The following is an 18,104-nucleotide window of genomic DNA, read 5'->3' on the forward strand; positions in this document are numbered from 1 at the left end:
CATTATCGGCGACTGTCAGGCCGAGGTCACTCGCACCAACGCCTCGTTGTGCCCCAGGAGGCCCGGCCGGAACGGCGGGTCGAACCGTGCGTAGTAGACCGGCCCGTCCGGCAGAAGATCAGCGGCTGTCAGGGACCCGAGCAGCGACCGACCGTGTTCGGTGAACCGTTTCGTGCTCCAGCCCCCGCCGAAACGAAGCGCTGCGGCCTCGTGGGCCGGTAGGACGAGGATTCGCAGCCTCTCGTCGAGCGGCATGGGGACGCTGCCGGGGTCAGACTCACCCGGCAACACGCAGCTGATCAGGTGCCCGGACTCCCCCGCCCGCTCATGCAGCACCGGTGGCGTCATAGGAATCGTCGTGGCAGACCGATTGTTGCCGTCGAGATAGTCCTGGAGCGGCCGGAAGCCCCGGCTGGCCGCTCGCGTGAAGTCCCCGTCGACCTGCACCTGCACGAGCACACAGTCCGGATAGCGGCGCACATCGAAGCCTGGAAAGGCACGCACCACGGTGTACTGCTGCCGCTCGGTCATATCGGGGAGTGTAATCCGTAACCCCCCAGTTGGGGGTGGATCTGTGCACCCCTTGACTACTGGGGCGAGACTAGGCCTTCTTGACGACGCCGGACTTGAGCTGCATGCTCACGCCCTCGATCCGGCATTCGATGTCGTGATCGCCCACGCCCTGGCGCAGCCGGATGCCTCGCACCTTGGTGCCGACCTTGATGACTGTCGAGCTGCCCTTGAGTTTGAGGTCCTTGATGATGGTCACCGAGTCGCCGTCGGCGAGCACGCTGCCGTAGGCGTCGGTGATGGCGGCATTCTGCGCCGGCTCACCGGCAGCCTCGGACTCTGCCGCCCACTCGTTCCCGCAGAGCGGGCAGACCAGCAGCGCCCCCATCTCGTAGGTCAGATCGCTGGAGCATTCCGGGCACGGCGGCAGGGTCTCAGTCACCTCCCCATCGTAGAGCCGGGACCCAGAGTCGATGGTCCCGCCCGGTGAATCGTCGGGGTCCAGAGGCGTTCAGAGAAGAACCGGGCATTTCCCTGACAACTCCACGCTAATGAGCGTATTTTGCCCGGTAGAGCGTGCCGTCGATCGATTCGGCACCGCACGAGCCCTGGGATGAAGGTGGACACATGACCCTGCACCTCCTTTCGAATCCGCCGCTGGCGACCGGACGAGGCCGGTGGTGGTCGACGTGAGCGTCCTGGCTGAGGTACTGATCGCCCTCGCGGCGATCATGGTCGTGTCCACCGTGACGGTCATCGTCATCGTGCGGGTGCTGTACCGGAGGATACGGCGCAGCAGCGCCGTCAACGGTGCCGTGCTGCGCGTTCGCACGCGGGTGAGTTTCGGCCCGCAACACGAGATCCTGCGGCTCCGGTTGCGGCTACGGGAATCACTCGCCAGCGGGCAGGCCGCCGTTGACCTCGCGGTGCAGAGCGGAGGCCCGCGCGGTGAATTGCAGAGGCTCGTGGGTCGGTTACAGAACGAGGGGACCCGAGTGGAATCCCAGTTGCTGCTGCTGGCCACCGAACGGGATCCGGTCGTGCTCGCCGAGACCCTCCCGGTGGCCGGGCGGCGCGTCGACCAGATCACCGAGTTGGTCCGACGGGTCCGCTCCGTTGTCGCCGCCGGCCTCGGTGTGCGCACCGATGACACTCTCACGACACTGGGCGCGGATGTCGATCGCGAGATCGCCGCTGTCGACGCCGGAGTGGCGGAGCTGCACGCCCTCACCCTGCTGGACGGGTTGCCGGATCCGGAGCCGTACAGGTCAGGCCACCAGATCGCGGGGCAGCGGACAGCAGTGCAGCGCACATCGGCGCACCGGTTCGACAAGAGGAGCACCCTATGACCTTCACCAACCGGCTGCGTGTCATCTTCCGCAGCAAGGCATCGCGCACCCTGGACCGGCTGGAGGACCCCCGCGAAGCCCTCGATGACAGTTACGAGCAGTTGGTGCGGATGCTGCAGGACGTGAGGCTGGGACTGGCCGAGGTTGCGACGGCGAAGAAACGGATCGAGCTGCAGGGTCAGGAGATGGGCGCCCGGCACCAACGCCTGGCCGACCAGGCCGAGGCCGCCCTGACCCAGGGCCGTGAAGACCTCGCCAGGACCGCGTTGGAACGCCGGTCTCTCCTCGAGGGTCAGGTGGCCTCACTCCGTGACCAGTACACCCTCCTGCAGAAACAGCAGGGGCAGCTGCAGGACAACGAACGGCGTCTGGCCGAGAGGGTCGCCGCGTTCCGCACCGAGAAGGAGAGCATCAAGGCCAGCTATGCGGCCTCCCAGGCGCAGGTGAAGGCGAACGAGGCCGCGGCCGGCCTCGGCTCCCAGATGAGCGAGGTGGGGGTCAGCCTGGACAGGGCCAAGGACCGGATCGCCCAAATGCAGGCTCGCGCCGCCGCAACCGACGAACTGCTCGCCAGCGGCGCCCTCACCGATCTCACCGCCCCACCCGATGCCGACCTGGAGCGGCAGCTGTCGTCCGGTGCGACCTCGGCCGAGGTCGAGCGGCAGCTGCGGGCCATGAAGGATGCCAGGGCCGCTCGGCAGGGCCGGCCGGCCGGGTCGCGGGGAGCGGGGCCGGACGCGTGGCTCAGTATCGGGAAGGGAACGACCGGGACTGGTCCGGACTCCCCCTGAGGCCGGTCGACAACATCCCGGCTCGGACCCGGCAAAAAATATCAAATAAATATTCCAGGAATCTTTTTCCCGGGTCGGACAGCGGACGCAAAAAACCCCCGATGACTATTGTCATCGGGGGTTTTTATTCTGCTTGGTGGATCCGAGGGGATTCGAACCCCTGACCCCCTGCATGCCATGCAGGTGCGCTACCAGCTGCGCCACGGACCCAGACTTTGTTTCGAATTCCTCCGAAACAACTTCATTAGGTTACTACATGTTTTGAGTGCTCGCGAACCAAACGCTAGTCCGCGGCGTCAATTTCTACGGCAGATCGACATCCACGCCGTCGACAGACGTCTGTGCGGCGCTGTCTGCGGAGGTTGTGTCGGAGGTGTTGGATTCGTCGGACTCGTCGATGGCGCGGGCGCTGGCCTGGTCGATCGGGATGACCGGGCAGTCCTTCCACAGGCGCTCGAGCGAGTAGTAGACGCGCTCTTCCTCGTGGAACACGTGAACGACGAGGTCGCCGAAGTCGACGAGAATCCAGCGTCCCTCTGCGCGGCCCTCGCGGCGAAGCGGCTTGTAGCCGGCCTCGATCAGTTTGTCCTCGATTTCGCCGGCGATCGCGACGACGTTGCGTTCAGAGCGTCCCGTGACAATGAGGAAGATGTCGGCCAACGGCAACGGGTTGGAGACGTCAATGGCAACGAGGTCCTCCCCCGCTTTCGAGTCGGCGGCGGCGGCAGCCACCTTGAGGAGCTCGAGAGCGTGGGCAGAAGCGGTCATCGATTGAATCCCTGAGTTAGTAAAAGCGAAAAGGATGGCATGGGTGAATAGGGCATTAGTAGATATTGAAGGCGTAACCGACGACGAAGAGCGACAGTACGCCGATGGCGAGCACCGCGGCGGTGATCGCGAGAACCGTCGGCAGGGAGGCGCCGCGCTTGCGAGGCGGCGTCATCACGCCCCGCGTGGACGTGTGGGTGCTCACGGCGCGGCTGGCGCTCACGGGTGCCACATCGTTGTGGTGACCGCCCTCGTCGAGCTGGTCGAGCATGCGGTCCATTTCCGACGAGTCGTACAGGTTGGGGTGCTGACCGGTGGCGCCGAGGCTTCGCGGCAGGTCGATCGAACCCGTGATCATGATCTCGCCGGTGCTGGTGATGGGTCCGCCGGGGCCCTGACGCGGGATGGACGGCAGGATCAGGGCGTTGGTGGTCGTGGGCATTCCGCCGGCGCCGACGCCGCGGCCTACGAGGTCGTCGAAGGTGGCGTCGTCGCGGCGCCCGATGGTCTCGATGTGGCTGTCGTCCTCGCGGTCAACGGACCAATGGCCGATCGGCGGGTTGAGGGAGTTGACCGCGTCCGGCGCATCAGTGCGCGGTTGGTCGTCGGCGGGGGCGGAGCGGGGCGCCGAGACCGGGGCAGGGGCGACCGGCTCCTGGCCGGACACCGCGTCGGCGGCACTCGCTGACGAGGCGGCCTGCAGGGCCCGCATCTCACGACGCGTGAGGGTGCGGCCGTCGTCGACGATGGCCGGAGCCTCGGGGCTCGGCACCGGGGCGGCGGCCTCGGAGGTGTGCCGCGAGTGGTGCGGCTCGGACTCAACAGGCGCGGACTCGACAGGCTTGGCATCGTCAGGCGCTGCGGCCACGTCGGCGGCAGCCGGCGCATCCGCGGGCTCGCCGGTATCGCCGGTGGAGTTTTCCTCTTCCGAAGCGGAATCAGCCGCAGCCGGCTCGTGCTCCCGAGCCAACTCGCGCAACTGTCGTCGCGTCAGTGGCTGCGGGCTATTACCCAACGTCATGCCACACTCCGATACAGATGGTGCTTTGAGATGTACTGGACAACCCCGTCGGGGACCAAGTACCAGACCGGGAAACCCCGGTTCACGCGTGCCCGGCAGTCAGTAGACGAGATCGCCAGAGCCGGAACCTCCAGCAAGCTTACGTCCTGGTTGGGCAATCCTGAAATGCTCAGGTCGTGACCCGGTCGACTCACAGCCACGAAATGGGCCAGTTTCCACAGCTCGGCGACGTCTTTCCAGCCCAGAATCTGGGTAATCGCGTCGGCGCCGGTGATGAAGAACAGCTCGGCGTCCGGGCGTTCTGCGTGCAGGTCGCGGAGGGTGTCGATCGTGAACGTCGGGCCGGTCCGGTCGACGTCGACGCGACTGACCGTGAACCGGGGGTTGGACGCCGTGGCGATGACGGTCATCAGGTACCGGTGTTCGGCCCGCGTCACGTCGGCCTTCTGCCACGGCTGCCCCGTGGGCACGAAGATGACTTCGTCAAGGTCGAAGCTCTGCGCAACCTCGCTGGCTGCGACGAGGTGCCCGTGGTGGATGGGGTCGAAGGTACCGCCCATCACTCCGATGCGCGGGCGGTTCCGAGTCACGGCACCGATTCTCAGTGGCCGCCGTGGCTGGCTGCGCCACCGTGTGCGGCGGCGTAGGCGTTGGCCTTGGCACTGTGGCGGTTGGCGACGTCGCGGAAGCTCCAGACGACGACACCGAGGGCGGCGAACACGATGAGGGCAACGAGGCCGTAGACCCAGGTCGCGACGGGCAGCTGGGTGTGCTCAACCTCGGCAAGGACAGCGGTCACGAACAACATGGAATCTCCGTTCAGGAATACTTTTTCGCGCTGCGTGGGCGGGCGGCAGCGGTACCGCGACCAGTCTAGCGGGAGCATCCGATCGCGCAGGCGAGCGGCACGGGCCCTCGCCCTGGATCTGGCCCTAGTGGCGGATCTGGCCGGTACCGCGCACGATCCACTTGGTGCTGGTGAGCTCCGGCAGGCCCATCGGTCCGCGAGCGTGCAGCTTTTGGGTGGAGATCCCGACCTCGGCGCCGAATCCGAACTCGCCGCCGTCGGTGAACCGGGTGGATGTGTTGACCATGACCGCGGCCGAGTCGACCTCGTTGAGGAAGCGCTCCGCGTTGACGATGTCGTTGGTGATGATCGATTCGGTGTGCCCGGTCGAGTACCGGCGGATGTGGGCGATCGCGGCGTCGAGGTCGGCCACCACGGCGACGGACAGGTCCAGGCTCATGTATTCGGTTGCCCAGTCTTCGTCTGTCGCGGGAACGGCCGCCGGGTAGAGGGCGCGCACCGCGGCATCGCCGTGGATGGTGACGCCGGCTCCGGCGAGCTTGGCCAGCACTCCGGGCAGCACCCGTCCGGCGGCCTGCTCGTGAACGAGGACCGTCTCCACGGCGTTGCAGACGCTGGGCCGTTGCACCTTGGAGTTGTGCACGATGTCCGCTGCCCACTGTTCGTTCGCGGAGGCGTCCAGGAAGATGTGCACAACACCGGCGCCGGTTTCGATCACGGGCACCGTCGACTCGGTCACGACGGCCTGGATCAGCCCGGCGCTTCCGCGCGGGATGAGCACGTCTACCTGTCCGCGGGCCTGCATCAGCGCCGTCGCCCCGGCCCGGCCGAACGGGTCGATGGTCTGCACGGACTCCCCCGGCAGGCCGGTGGCGACCAGCGCCCCCTGGATCAGGGCGACGAGCACCCGGTTGGAGTTCTCGGCGGCGGAGCCGCCGCGCAGCACGGCGGCGTTCCCGCTCTTGAGGGCCAGTGCGGCGATGTCCACGGTCACGTTCGGGCGCGCCTCGTAGATGACGCCGACGACGCCGAACGGCACGCGCACCTGGCTGATCTTGACACCGTTGGCCAGGCTGCTGCCCCGCACCACCTGGCCGACAGGGTCGGTCAGGCCTTCGATCTCGTCGACGGCGTCGGCCAGCGACCGGATGCGCGCTTCGTCCAGGCTCAGCCGGTCCAGCAGAGCTGCGCTGAGGCCGTTCTCGGTGCCGGCGGCCAGGTCGAGGGCGTTGGCGGCGATGATCTGCGCCACGTTCTCGCGCAACGCCGTGGCGATTCCGCGGAGGGCCTGGTTCTTCACCTGGGTCGGTGCGGACGCCAGCGCGAGCGAAGCCGCACGGCCCGCGACAAGCAAGGCCGTGAAGGAGCCGTCGGCGTCTGGAGCGGATCCGGGCAGTCCGGCGAGGGGAAGTTCGGCGGCGGGCACTCCGGCGGCGGGAAGTTCGGCGGGAGAGGTCTGCGTCATGCCCTCAGCCTACGGCAGGCCGCTGCAGGCGTGCCGGGTCGGCGGGCTCGAACCAGGTGCCGATCCGGTCGCCACGGAGGGCCTCGGCGACCAGCGCCGTCGACGTCACCAGGACCGCCGTGCCGGCCTCAGCGGCGATCCGGGCGGCGGACACCTTGGTGCCGGCGCCGCCCGTTCCCACCCCGGACTGGGAGGAGCCGAATTCGACGCCGGGCAGGGTGTCGCCCAGTGCCACGTGCTCGATCCGTTCGGCGCCGGGCAGGTGCGGGGGCCGGGTGAAGAGCGCATCCACGTCGCTGAGCAGAACGAGAAGGTCGGCCCTGACGAGGGTGGCGACGAGGGCGGCGAGCCTGTCGTTGTCGCCGAACCGGATCTCGTGAGTGGCGACGGTGTCGTTCTCGTTGACGATCGGCAGGATACGCAGGCCCAGGAGACGGTCCATGGCGCGTTGGGCATTGCTGCGGTGGGACGGATTCTCGAGGTCCCCCGCGGTGAGCAGAACCTGACCGGCGACGATGTCGTAACGGTCCAGGCTCTCCTGGTAGCGAAAGACGAGCAGATTCTGACCCACGGAGGCCGCGGCCTGCTGGGTGGCCAGGTCGGTGGGACGCTCGTCGAGGTGCAGGTACGGCATTCCGGTGGCGATCGCTCCGGATGACACCAGGACGACCTCAGTGCCACGGCCGTGGGCGCCCGCGAGGGCGTCGACCAATCGCGGTATCTGGCCGGCGTTGGCGCCGCTAATCGAGGAGGAGCCCACCTTGACCACGATGCGTGCGGCACCGGACACCCCGTCCCTGGTCAGAACGCTCATTCACACACGCACCCAGGCATACTGGGCCGGGCGGCGATGACGCGTGGCCGGGTCACAACAGCGCCCGTCCGGGTGCCATCGGCGCAGGTTCGAACCAGGTGCCGACGTGTTCGCCGCGGAGGGCGGGCCCCGCCAATCCGGCAGCGGTGACGAGCACGGCTGTTCCGGCGGACGCTGCCAGCCTGGCGGCCTTGACCTTGGTGTTCGCACCGCCGGTGCCGACGCCGGGCCCGTTGCTTCCGCCGAACTCCATGCCGACGAGTTCCTGGTCGAAACCGATGTCGTCGATCCGCTCGGCACCCGGCAGGTGCGGCGGCTTGGTGTACAGGGCATCGACATCGCTGAGCAGCACCAGCAGGTCGGCCCGGATCAGCACGGACAGCATCGCCGCCAGCCGGTCGTTGTCGCCGAACCTCAGGCCGTAGGTGGCCACGGTGTCGTTTTCGTTCACGATCGGCAGGATGCGCAGGTCGAGCAGACGGTTGACCGCTCGGCGGGTGTTGCTGCGGTGCGGCTCGTTGAGGAGATCTCCCTCGGTGAGCAGCACCTGCCCGGCGGAAATGCCGTGCCGATCGAGAGTCTTCTGGTACGTGGCGGCGAGCACGTTCTGTCCGACGGATGCCGCGGCCTGCTGGGTGGCCAGATCCGCCGGGCGGTCTTCCAGGCCCAGGTGTCGCATCCCGCTGGGAACCGCCCCGGAGGAGACCAGGACGACTTCGGCGCCACGGTCATGCAACTTCGCCAACGTTTCGATGAGCGGGCCGATCTGGTCGGCGTTGTCACCCGTTATCGACGACGAGCCGACCTTCACAACGACTCTCCGTGCCGTGGAGATCCGGGCGCGCTCGTGGGAGCTCATTCGGAGTCTCCCTCCTTGAGGCGCCGCCGGGCGGCGTTGTTCTCGGTGACTTCGCCTTCGCCGGCGTTGTACTCCTCTTCGCCGGTGGACCACATGCCGGCTTCGCGCTCGCGGATGAGCTCCGCACGCGCGGCCGACTTGGCGTCCATGCGCTTGAGGTATTCCTCGCGACGTTCGTTGCTGGTGCGGCGCTTGGAGTCGTCCATGCGGCTGTCGGTGCCACGCGGGGCGGTGATCAGCTCGGCAGTGGAGGTGAGGGTGGGCTCCCAGTCGAAGATCATGCCGTCGCCAGGGCCGATGACGACAGTGGAACCGGCGACAGCGCCGGCCTTGAACAGTTCGTCCTCGGTGCCGAGCTTGGCCAGCCTGTCCGCGAGAAAGCCGACGGCCTCGTCGTTCTTGAAGTCGGTCTGCTGCACCCAGCGTTCGGGCTTGGTGCCGAGGATGCGGAAGATGTTGCCGAACGTGCCACCCTCGACGCGCACGATGAAGCCGCTGTCGTCGACGGCCTTGGGGCGGATGACGATACGCGGCTTGAGGGCCGCGGCTTCGGCGCTGGAGATCCGGCCGGCCTCGACGGTCTCGGCCAGGGCGAAGTTCAGCTGGCGCAGTCCCTCGTGGCTGACCGTGGAGATCTCGAAGACGCGGTAGCCGCGCTCTTCGAGTTCGGCCTTCACGAAGTCGGCGAGCTCGCGGCCCTCCGGAACATCGATCTTGTTCAGCGCGACCAGCTGGGGACGCTCGAGCAGGGGCGTCTGGCCCTCGGGCACCGGGTACGCGGCGAGTTCGCCGAGGATGATGTCCAGGTCGCTGATCGGGTCGCGGCCGGGGTCGAGGGTGGCGCAGTCGAGCACGTGCAGGAGTGCGGTGCAGCGCTCAACGTGGCGCAGGAATTCCAGGCCGAGTCCCTTGCCCTCGCTGGCGCCCTCGATGAGGCCGGGCACGTCAGCGACGGTGTAGCGCACCTCACCGGCATCCACGACGCCGAGGTTGGGCTGCAGGGTGGTGAAGGGGTAGTCGGCGATCTTGGGCCGGGCTGCCGAGATGGCGGCGATCAGGCTGGACTTTCCGGCCGAGGGGTAGCCGACGAGTGCGATGTCCGCCACGGTCTTGAGTTCGAGGTAGACGTCTCCCTCGAAGCCGTGGGTGCCGAGCAGTGCGAATCCCGGGGCCTTGCGCTTGGTGGAGGCGAGCGCGGCGTTGCCGAGTCCGCCCTGACCACCCGCGGCGACGACGATGCGGTAGCCGGGCTCGGTCATGTCGGCGAGTTCGTTGCCCTCGACGTCCTTGACGACGGTGCCCAGCGGCACCGACAGCTCGATGATGTCGCTGCCGTAGCCGTTGCGGTGGTCACCCATGCCTGGGCCGCCGTTCGCGGAGCTGCGGTGCGGCGAACGGTGGAAGGCGAGCAGGGTGGTCACCTGCGGGTCGGCGACGAGCACGATGTCGCCACCGTTGCCGCCGTTTCCGCCATCGGGGCCGGCGAGAGGCTTGAACTTCTCGCGTTTGACCGAGACACAACCGTTTCCTCCGTTGCCCGCTCGCAGGTGCAGCGTGACTTGGTCAACGAACGTGGCCATGGGAATGCCCCTTTCAGGTGGCGATACAAACAAACATGAGGACGAGCCGAAGCCCGCCCTCATGCTGAAAAGCTGTGTGGATGCCTAAGCGGCAGCTACCACGATGTTGACGACCTTGCGGCCACCCTTGGCGCCGAACTCGACCGAGCCGGCTTCGAGAGCGAAGAGAGTGTCGTCGCCACCACGGCCGACGTTCACGCCGGGGTGGAAGTGGGTGCCACGCTGACGGACGATGATCTCGCCCGCGCCGACAACCTGACCACCGAAGCGCTTCACGCCGAGGCGCTGAGCGTTGGAGTCACGACCGTTGCGAGTGGAACTCGCACCTTTTTTGTGTGCCATTTGTTATTCTCCTCAGGCCTAGGCGATGCCGGTGACCTGAACGCGAGTGAGCTCCTGACGGTGCCCCTGACGCTTCTTGTAACCGGTCTTGTTCTTGAACTTCTGGATGACGATCTTCGGGCCGCGAAGGTCGTTGAGGACCTCGGCGGTGACCTTGACGTTGGCCAGCGACGTCGAGTCAGAGGTGATCTTGTCGCCGTCGACGAGAAGCACGGCGGCCAGCTCGACGTTGCCGTCCTTGTCAGCCTTGATTCGGTCCATCGTTACGATGGTCCCGACCTCTACCTTCTCCTGCCGCCCACCGGCGCGCACAACTGCGTAAACCACTTTACGTACCTATCTCTGGGGAACCCCGGGGGCTCCGATTCCTATGATGGAAAGTTACCGAGTGCACATGGACCAAGTCGGACCATGTCACTTCAGAAAACCTTGGGTGCTACGTGGACAGAGTCCTTCGCACACCAACACTCGACTTTAGCGGATCGGATTGCCCCGGTCAAACCACCTCGAGAGGGCGTGTCGCGCCCTCTGTTCGAGGGTGCCGCCGTGGGCAAGCTTAGGGCCGGGATTGTCCATACACTTTCAGCATGGGCATACTGATCGACCAGCCGGCCTGGGCGGCTCACGGCACGCTCTGGTCGCACCTGGTGAGCGACGCCTCCCTCGAGGAGCTGCACGCCTTCGCGGCCGCCCAGGGTATCCCCCGGCGCGGGTTCGATCTGGACCACTACGACGTGCCCCGGGATCGCTACGACGCCCTGGTGGCGGCCGGAGCGGAACCCGTGGACTTCCGCGGCCTCGTCACCCGGCTGCGAGCGAGCGGCCTGCGCGTGCGCGGCAAGGACCGCTGACGTTGCTCACCAGGTGGCGTCGATGCCCACGATGCTGCGGCTGATGGCCCCGGTCGCCAGGTCCACGAACAGTGTCGTCGCCGTGATGGCCTGCGGGTCGACGGGGTAACCATCCGTCACCTGGGCCTGGCTGTTCGGCACGGTCTGGATCGCCAGGTACTGGTCGTTGGGTGAGATGGCGAATCCCACGATGGTCTCGTTCGGCAACACGGGTTCGTAGACCACCCGGGTCGTCGGGGCGGCCGGGTCCCCTGTGACGAGGATCAGCGACTGCCGCACCCGCCCGGTCGCCTGGTCGAATTCGGCCACCCTCTGCACGTATCCCTCTCCCCCGGTGAGGAAGCGCAGTTCGGCGGTGTACGGGGTGGTGCCGGCGACATCCTGCGGCACGATCGCCGCCTCGGCGCCCGTGGACAGGTCGAGGATGTACTGGCGGTCCTGGTCGGACACGGCGATGCGCAGCCCGTCGGGCGCGAACGCGTTGAGGTTGGGGAACTGGCCGATGGGGATGGGCACCGTGTCGGCCGCTGCGCGCGGGTCGATCAGCAGCAGGGTGGTGTCGAAGAGTTGCGCCACGACCTCGGGCCGGTTGGCCATGAACCCCCAGGCGATGGCCTGCACGGGCTCACCATCGAGCCCGGCCACGGTGTCGACGGTGCCGCGGGTGAGGTCGAGCAGGAACAGGGTGTTGTCGTAGACGTGGCCTCCCGCCCCCGGGGCGCTGCTGAATCGGAAGCCGACGGTGCTCGAGGACGGGGAGGCCTGCAGGTCCTGCACGGTCCCGGTGCCCGGCAGGGTGAGTTCGGCGGCGCGGCCGTCGCGGTCCACCAGGCTGAGCGCGTTGCTGAGATCGTCGGTGACGGTGACCACCACGAGTTCATCGCCCACGGGAACGAACGACTGGATGTACGGGGCGCTGAACGCGACAGTGGTCTCGGCGGATCCCACGGTTGTGCGCACGATCCGGTCCGGTGCCTTGGTCGACTCGCCGGCCTGGGCCGGGGACCGGCTGAGCAGGAAGAGCGGCGCTTCGTCGGTACGGAAGGAGACGGCCAGGTCGCTTGACCTGTCGGCGAACGGGCCGGTGACGTCGCTCACGGACACCGTGTACTCGGTGTCGTAGGCGAGCGGCTGGGGAAAGACGATCACGATGGAGTCGTTCCTGGTCTGCACGTCCACGACGCCGGCGGGGCTGACGGTGACCTGGTCAGCGCTCACCTCGGTGAGCTGCTGGTTCGTCTCGAGCACCAGCCGCTGGTTGGCCGCGGTGACGACGGCGCTCGTGTCCACGTGTGAACCGGTCAGGCGGGGTCCGTTGAGCAGGTTGACGGCCACCAGGCCCAGGCACAGCACGATCAGGCCGGTGAGCAGGGCCGCGAGGGTGCGGCGGAACCGCCGGCTCGCGGCAGTCGCGGCCGGATCGGGTGTGCGCAGCGGAGCCGACGTCGGGTCAGTAGACATACGGGTCGCTCGGCTGGTCGACGGGCTCGATGGAGGTGGGCAGCACGGCGAGGGTGTCACTGGATCGGGCGCTCGGGTTGCTCACGAAGGTGCCGGTCACCTGCACCCAGTCGTCGGTGTCGTAGCTGGCCTGCCAGCCAGGCTGGTAGACGGCGACACCGATGGGCTGGGCGTCGACGGCGCAGCAGGTGACCACGAACCGGGCGACGTAGAAGACGTTGTCGGGATCTGCGGCGTCCGGCAGGACGAAGCCGGTGATGCTGGCCGTCTTGTCGGCGTAGAGGGCGGGGTCCTCGGACTGGGCCAGGAGCGACACCCATTCCTTCACGCTCAAGCGTTCGTAGTCGCCGGTGCCCACCAGGGCGGCGGCCTCCTCTGCGGCGGCCTCGCTGTCCAGCCCACCGGAGTTGACCTCGCGTTGGGTGGCCGTGGCGCTGGTCAGGGTGGCCGGCGGCAGGGCCAGCACCGTGACCGCCGCGACGACCAGGAGCAGGGCGCTGCCACCCAATGCCAGGGTCCGCCGACCGGCGGACCCGCGGCCGGCCGGCTCCGGCTCCCCGGCCGCCGGGGTGCGGAAGACGAAGCTGGCCACCACGAACACGAGGCCGAGCAGGGCCATCACCGTGGTGAAGATGAAGTAGCGCGGGTGGATGTACAACCCGAGCTGTCCCGTGGCGCCGAGCCAGATGGTGGCCACCACGATCACCAGGCTCAGGCCGATGCCGCGCCAGCGCTCGGCCAGGTAGCCGGCCAGCTTGTCCTTAGGCGACATAGTTCACCAGCAGTCCGGCGGCCGTGCTCATCAGCGCCACCAGCGCGGTGATCTGCACGAGGGTGCGGGTGGTGAAGGTGGTGCGCATCAGGGCGAGCATCTTGACGTCGATCATGGCTCCGAAGGTGAGAAAGGCGGCGATGCCGCCCGGCATGAAGGTGCTGCCGAAGGACAGCACGAAGAAGGCGTCGACGTTGGAGCAGACCGCGACGATGAAGGCCAGGGCGATCATGGCCAGCACCGACCAGACCGGGTTGCTGCCCAGTGCCAACAGCACCGAGCGGGGCACGAAAACCTGGGTGAGGGCCGCGATCAGCGATCCGATGAACAGGGCGGGCATGATCACCGCGGTTTCGCGGGTGAAGAGGTCCACCGACCTTTCGATGCGGCCCGCACGGGCACCATGGGTGTGGCTGTGCCCCTCGTGCTGGCCGCCGGCGCGCCCGTCGTCGTGCCCTGACGCATCCGGCAGTGCGCAGGACGCCGAGAACGTGCGGGTCAGGAGGCTGTCCGGATCCGGGTGCCGGCTGAAGAGCCAACCGATCACGTTGGCGATCACGAAGCCGGCCACGATGCGGGTGAGAAGAATCCCATCTCCCCAGCCGAAAGCCTGGTGGGTGGTGATGATCGTGATCGGGTTCAGGATGGGCGCCGCGAGGAGGAAGGTGATCGATTCCGGCACCGTGAAGCCGCCCACCATGAATCCGCGCGCCAGCGGCACGTTGCCGCATTCGCAGACCGGGAAGAACATGCCCAGCAGCGAGATGCAGGCGCGGCGCAGCAGGGGCTGGCGGGGCAGGAACCGGGTGATGAACCCGTGCGGAAGCCACACCTGCACCACCGTGGACAGCAGGATGCCGAGGAAGACGAATGGGGCTGATTCGATGATCACGCTCAGGGCGAGGGTGATGGTGTCCTGGGCGCGGTCCGGGAGTCCCCAGCCGGTGAAGGCCGGGCTGACGCCGCGGATCGCGAACGCGGCGGCCACCAGCGCCACACCGAGGATGAGTCCGGTGGGCACGCGCCGCACCGCCCCCCGATCCCTGTGCATCCGTCGATCTTACCTGTGCCAGGTGACCGGACCGGTCATGACGACAGGCCCAGACGACAACTGCGGTGCCGCCCGGACGGGGCGGCACCGCAGTTGGGCCGTTGAGGGCCGACGACCGTTAGAGGTTGTCCTGCGTGGGAGCCACGATCGGCTGCGCGGTGGCGGTCGGACCGCCGGCGGTAGTGACCCGGCGGCTGCGCGACCGGCCCTGGCCGGGCTGCTTGGGCTCCGGCAGGGCTTCGAGCACCGAATCGAGCAGCTGGTCGGTGACCTGCTTGCTCACCGGACGACGGCTGCGCGGTGACTTCTGCACGGGGATGTCCAGAATCGCGACACCCTCGGCCGAGTCGGCCGGAACGGCCTCCGGAGCCAGGGTCGGGGCCTGAACCGCCGGGGCGGCGGGTTCGGGCTCTGCGGCGGCCGGGCTGGTGGACGCCTGCTCGGGCTGTGCGGAGGGCGCGCTGTCGGTCGGCTGGCCGGTGCGGCCACCCGAACGACTGCCCGAACGGTTGCCGCGCGACGTCGAACGGGACGTGGGTGCGGTCTCGAAGCTCTCGGCCTCGGTCGCGGCGTCGGGCTCGGCGGCCGGGGCGGCAGCCTCGGCAGCCGGGGCAGCGGTCTCGGTCGGCGCGATCACGGGGATCGAGCCGGTCAGTGAACGGCTGATGGTGCGCGCGGCGATCAGCGCGAGGGCGTGCTTGGCGTCCTCGGTGATTCCGTGCGTGCCGTGGCCAGCCTTGGCGGCATCCGTCTGCGCGGGTGCGGCGTGCGCCTGACCCGAGTTCTGGTTGCCGTTGCCGCGCTGGCCCGAGTTGCCGGCGTCGTGGCCGGAGCCGCCGTTGCCGTTTGACTTGCTGCGGGGGCGGCGCTCCTGAGCGGGCTGAGCGGTCTGGCGGTGCTTGACGACGGGGTCGTGGTGGATGACGATTCCACGTCCGGCGCAGGCCTCGCAGTTCTCGCTGAATGACTCAAGCAGGCCCAGACCGAGCTTCTTGCGGGTCATCTGCACGAGCCCGAGCGAGGTGACCTCGGCCACCTGGTGCTTGGTGCGGTCGCGGCTGAGGCATTCGACGAGACGGCGGAGCACCAGGTCCCGGTTGGACTCGAGGACCATGTCGATGAAGTCGACCACGATGATGCCGCCGATGTCGCGCAGGCGCAGCTGGCGCACGATCTCGTCGGCCGCTTCGAGGTTGTTCTTGGTGACGGTCTCCTCGAGGTTGCCGCCGGATCCGACGAACTTGCCGGTGTTGACGTCGACCACGGTCATCGCCTCGGTGCGGTCGATCACGAGCGAACCGCCCGACGGCAGCCAGACCTTACGGTCCAGGGCCTTTTCGATCTGTTCGGAGATGCGGTATTCGTCGAACGCGTCGCGTTCGCCCTCGTAGCGCTGGACGCGCTCGACAAGGTCGGGAGCCACCTGGCGCAGGTAGGACTCGATGACCTCCTGGGCGTCGTCGCCGGAGATGACCATCTTGTGGAAGTCCTCGTTGAAGACGTCACGCACGATCTTGATGAGCAGGTCGGGCTCGCTGTGCAGCAGGGCCGGGCCCGACACGGTCTCGACCTGCTTGGCGATGGAGGCCCACTGCGCGGTGAGGCGATTGACGTCGAGGGTGAGCTGTTCGTCGGTCGCGCCCTCGGCGGCGGTGCGCACGATGACGCCCACGTTGTCGGGCAGGACCTCCTTGAGGATCTTCTTCAACCGGGCGCGCTCGGTGTCGGGCAGCTTGCGGCTGATGCCGTTCATCGACCCGTTGGGCACGTAGACGAGGTACCGGCCGGGCAGGGAGACCTGGCTGGTGAGCCGGGCGCCCTTGTGGCCGATCGGGTCCTTGGTGACCTGCACGAGCACCTTGTCGCCGGGCTTGAGGGCCAGTTCGATGCGGCGGGTCTGGGCGTTCCCCGGGGAGTTGACGGCGGCGGCGTCCCAGTCGACCTCACCGGAGTACAGCACGGCGTTGCGGCCGCGTCCGATGTCGACGAAGGCGGCTTCCATGCTCGGCAGCACGTTCTGCACGCGGCCGAGGTAGACGTTGCCGATGAGCGACGCATCCTGGTTCTTGGCCACGTAGTGCTCGACGAGCACGCCGTCTTCGAGAACGCCGATCTGGATCTTGTTGTGCTTGGCACGCACGACCATGGCGCGGTCGACCGACTCGCGGCGGGCGAGGAACTCGGCCTCCGTGATGACCGGACGGCGGCGGCCGGCGTCACGGCCGTCGCGGCGGCGCTGCTTCTTCGCCTCCAGGCGGGTGGAGCCCTTGATCCGCTGGGGTTCGGTGATCAGCTCCGGCTCGCGGGGGGTCCGCACCCGCACCACGGTGTTCGCGGGGTCGTCGCTGCGGCCCTCTTCGCCGGTGCGACGGCGGGCGCGGCGGCGCACCGTCGAGCCCTCTTCTGCGTCGTCATCCTCGTCGTCGAGCTGGCGGCCGCCGGACCGGACCGGGGCCGGCAGGATCGCCGGCGCCTGGAAGATCAGGGACGTCGTCGGTCGGCGAACAACCTCGACGGTCTCGTCGAACGGTGTCGGCAGGGCGGGGAATGCCACCTGCTGGTCCGTCGCCGCTGACGCCTGGTCGGCCGGGGCCTGCTCCACTCGGTCGGCCGGGGCCGACGGTGACTCCGGCGTCACGGCCGGGTCGATCTGAGCGGGGACGCCGGGCGTCTCACCGATCGGTTCGAGCTGCTTGGCCGGTGCCGCCTTCCTGGTTGTTTTGCGAGTGCCGAAGAGGCCCTTGCGCTTCTTGTTGTCGTTGTCTTCCACCATCACTGGTGCGCTCCTTGACCGCTGTGGGTGACCGCGCCACCCACTCGGTTGCTCTCTCGTGCGATGCTTTCGCTTGCGCGAAAACCCCGCGAATCCTATTGCGTGCCGCAACCGGCTCTTGGCTCTGGTTGCAAATACCTTTGGTCTAGGACCAATAAATCTGGGCGAATGCCGCCCATTAAGCCTTATGGCATCGGTTTGAGCGCGGCTCAAACGACTGTTTCGATTATCGCACGCATTCTCAGGGACGCGCACGCGACACATGGCATAATCCGAATGTGCCATTCACCACGTCAAAAAAGCCTCCGATCGGTCTCGCCGTTTTCCTGATTCTCGCGGGGGCAATCGGCTTCGCGGCGGCATTCGCGCTCACGCTGGACAAGTTCACGATGCTGGAGGATCCCACCGCGCAGCTGTCCTGCAACTTCAGTGTCCTGGTCGGCTGCAGCACCAATCTCGGCTCCTGGCAGGGCGCGGTGTTCGGCTTCCCGAACCCGTTGATCGGGGTGGCCGGCTGGAGCGTGGTGATCACCATCGGAGCGGCGATCCTCTCCGGCGCCCGTTTCGCCCGGTGGTTCTGGCTGGGCTTGAACCTGGGGGTCGCCGGTGCGCTGGCCTTCGTCATCTGGCTGATGGGTCAGAGCTTCTTCGTGCTCGACGTGTTGTGCCCGTGGTGCATGGTCACCTGGACGGTCACCATCCCGGTGTTCCTGGCCGTGACCCTGTACAACCTCAAGACCGGCATCATCCCGGGCTCGGCCCGCGTGCGGCGGCTGGCGGCCGGCGCGTACTCCTGGATATTCGTGATCACCATCGTCTGCTACCTCGTAGCCGCGACGATCGCCCAGCTCCAAATGGACTTCCTCCACCGCCTCTAGCCCTCGCCCAC

Annotated in this window: 20 protein-coding genes and 1 tRNA gene; 4 read left to right on the forward strand and 17 right to left on the reverse strand. The window is 67.7% G+C overall.

Annotated features, from left to right (window positions below):
- Positions 1–15: 15 nt before the first annotated feature.
- Positions 16–531 carry a heme-binding protein gene (locus tag CXY76_RS16650; protein ID WP_104166498.1) on the reverse strand — a complete coding sequence of 172 codons (516 nt, stop codon included), beginning with the start codon at positions 529–531 and terminating at the stop codon, positions 16–18.
- 70 nt (positions 532–601) lie between these two features.
- A complete protein-coding gene (locus tag CXY76_RS16655; RefSeq protein WP_104166500.1) occupies positions 602–952 on the reverse strand; it encodes a zinc ribbon domain-containing protein YjdM in 351 nt (116 codons plus the stop codon).
- 247 nt (positions 953–1,199) lie between these two features.
- Here CXY76_RS16655 and CXY76_RS16660 point away from each other — a divergent pair, with 247 nt between their 5' ends.
- Positions 1,200–1,859, forward strand: coding sequence for a hypothetical protein (locus tag CXY76_RS16660; RefSeq protein ID WP_146073477.1), 660 nt, complete (start codon positions 1,200–1,202; stop codon positions 1,857–1,859).
- Positions 1,856–2,650, forward strand: coding sequence for a PspA/IM30 family protein (locus CXY76_RS16665; RefSeq protein WP_104166504.1), 795 nt, complete (start codon positions 1,856–1,858; stop codon positions 2,648–2,650). The genes CXY76_RS16660 and CXY76_RS16665 overlap by 4 nt, the downstream gene beginning before the upstream one ends.
- A gap of 134 nt (positions 2,651–2,784) precedes the next feature.
- Here the strand turns inward: CXY76_RS16665 and CXY76_RS16670 are convergent.
- From CXY76_RS16670 to rplU, 11 genes are all read right to left on the reverse strand, one after another.
- Positions 2,785–2,860 (reverse strand) — tRNA-Ala (locus CXY76_RS16670).
- A gap of 93 nt (positions 2,861–2,953) precedes the next feature.
- Positions 2,954–3,418, reverse strand: a complete 465-nt coding sequence (gene rsfS / locus CXY76_RS16675) for a ribosome silencing factor (protein ID WP_104166506.1) — start codon at positions 3,416–3,418, stop codon at positions 2,954–2,956.
- Positions 3,419–3,473: 55 nt separating this feature from the next.
- On the reverse strand, positions 3,474–4,439 hold the full coding sequence (locus CXY76_RS16680; RefSeq protein WP_146073478.1) for a hypothetical protein: 966 nt from the start codon (positions 4,437–4,439) through the stop codon (positions 3,474–3,476).
- The gene (nadD, locus tag CXY76_RS16685; RefSeq protein WP_255408488.1) at positions 4,436–5,038 is read right to left on the reverse strand and encodes a nicotinate-nucleotide adenylyltransferase; all 603 of its coding nucleotides are present in this window, start codon (positions 5,036–5,038) and stop codon (positions 4,436–4,438) included. The genes CXY76_RS16680 and nadD overlap by 4 nt, the downstream gene beginning before the upstream one ends.
- 2 nt (positions 5,039–5,040) lie before the next feature.
- A complete protein-coding gene (locus CXY76_RS16690; RefSeq protein WP_104166510.1) occupies positions 5,041–5,247 on the reverse strand; it encodes a hypothetical protein in 207 nt (68 codons plus the stop codon).
- A gap of 124 nt (positions 5,248–5,371) precedes the next feature.
- The gene (locus tag CXY76_RS16695; RefSeq protein ID WP_104166512.1) at positions 5,372–6,712 is read right to left on the reverse strand and encodes a glutamate-5-semialdehyde dehydrogenase; all 1,341 of its coding nucleotides are present in this window, start codon (positions 6,710–6,712) and stop codon (positions 5,372–5,374) included.
- A 4-nt stretch (positions 6,713–6,716) separates the two neighbouring features.
- Positions 6,717–7,526: a glutamate 5-kinase gene (gene proB / locus CXY76_RS16700; protein WP_104166514.1), complete on the reverse strand. Its 810-nt coding sequence runs from the start codon at positions 7,524–7,526 to the stop codon at positions 6,717–6,719.
- Positions 7,527–7,578: 52 nt separating this feature from the next.
- Positions 7,579–8,385 carry a glutamate 5-kinase gene (proB, locus tag CXY76_RS16705; RefSeq protein WP_104166516.1) on the reverse strand — a complete coding sequence of 269 codons (807 nt, stop codon included), beginning with the start codon at positions 8,383–8,385 and terminating at the stop codon, positions 7,579–7,581.
- Positions 8,382–9,965: a GTPase ObgE gene (gene obgE / locus CXY76_RS16710; protein ID WP_104166518.1), complete on the reverse strand. Its 1,584-nt coding sequence runs from the start codon at positions 9,963–9,965 to the stop codon at positions 8,382–8,384. Before obgE ends, proB (CXY76_RS16705) begins: the two co-directional genes overlap by 4 nt.
- A gap of 84 nt (positions 9,966–10,049) precedes the next feature.
- Positions 10,050–10,307 carry a 50S ribosomal protein L27 gene (rpmA, locus tag CXY76_RS16715; protein ID WP_066595878.1) on the reverse strand — a complete coding sequence of 86 codons (258 nt, stop codon included), beginning with the start codon at positions 10,305–10,307 and terminating at the stop codon, positions 10,050–10,052.
- An 18-nt stretch (positions 10,308–10,325) separates the two neighbouring features.
- Positions 10,326–10,634, reverse strand: a complete 309-nt coding sequence (rplU, locus tag CXY76_RS16720; protein WP_066595881.1) for a 50S ribosomal protein L21 — start codon at positions 10,632–10,634, stop codon at positions 10,326–10,328.
- Positions 10,635–10,894: 260 nt separating this feature from the next.
- Between rplU and CXY76_RS16725 the strand changes: the two genes are divergently transcribed.
- The gene (locus CXY76_RS16725; RefSeq protein ID WP_104166520.1) at positions 10,895–11,158 is read left to right on the forward strand and encodes a DUF4031 domain-containing protein; all 264 of its coding nucleotides are present in this window, start codon (positions 10,895–10,897) and stop codon (positions 11,156–11,158) included.
- 6 nt (positions 11,159–11,164) lie between these two features.
- On the opposite strand, the gene CXY76_RS16730 is transcribed toward CXY76_RS16725, so the two are convergent.
- The 4 genes from CXY76_RS16730 to CXY76_RS16745 all read right to left on the reverse strand — a co-directional run bounded on the left by CXY76_RS16730 (position 11,165) and on the right by CXY76_RS16745 (position 17,215).
- On the reverse strand, positions 11,165–12,619 hold the full coding sequence (locus CXY76_RS16730) for a hypothetical protein (protein WP_104166522.1): 1,455 nt from the start codon (positions 12,617–12,619) through the stop codon (positions 11,165–11,167).
- Complete coding sequence (locus CXY76_RS16735) at positions 12,609–13,391, reverse strand: TIGR03943 family protein (protein ID WP_104166524.1); 783 nt, start codon at positions 13,389–13,391, stop codon at positions 12,609–12,611. The genes CXY76_RS16730 and CXY76_RS16735 overlap by 11 nt, the downstream gene beginning before the upstream one ends.
- Complete coding sequence (locus CXY76_RS16740) at positions 13,381–14,442, reverse strand: permease (RefSeq protein WP_104166526.1); 1,062 nt, start codon at positions 14,440–14,442, stop codon at positions 13,381–13,383. Before CXY76_RS16740 ends, CXY76_RS16735 begins: the two co-directional genes overlap by 11 nt.
- A gap of 118 nt (positions 14,443–14,560) precedes the next feature.
- Positions 14,561–17,215, reverse strand: a complete 2,655-nt coding sequence (locus tag CXY76_RS16745; RefSeq protein ID WP_104166528.1) for an Rne/Rng family ribonuclease — start codon at positions 17,213–17,215, stop codon at positions 14,561–14,563.
- A 278-nt stretch (positions 17,216–17,493) separates the two neighbouring features.
- Between CXY76_RS16745 and CXY76_RS16750 the strand changes: the two genes are divergently transcribed.
- A complete protein-coding gene (locus tag CXY76_RS16750) occupies positions 17,494–18,093 on the forward strand; it encodes a vitamin K epoxide reductase family protein (RefSeq protein WP_104166530.1) in 600 nt (199 codons plus the stop codon).
- Positions 18,094–18,104: the final 11 nt, after the last annotated feature.

The organism is Cryobacterium sp. N22 (assembly GCF_002929555.1).
Lineage (GTDB): Bacteria > Actinomycetota > Actinomycetes > Actinomycetales > Microbacteriaceae > Cryobacterium.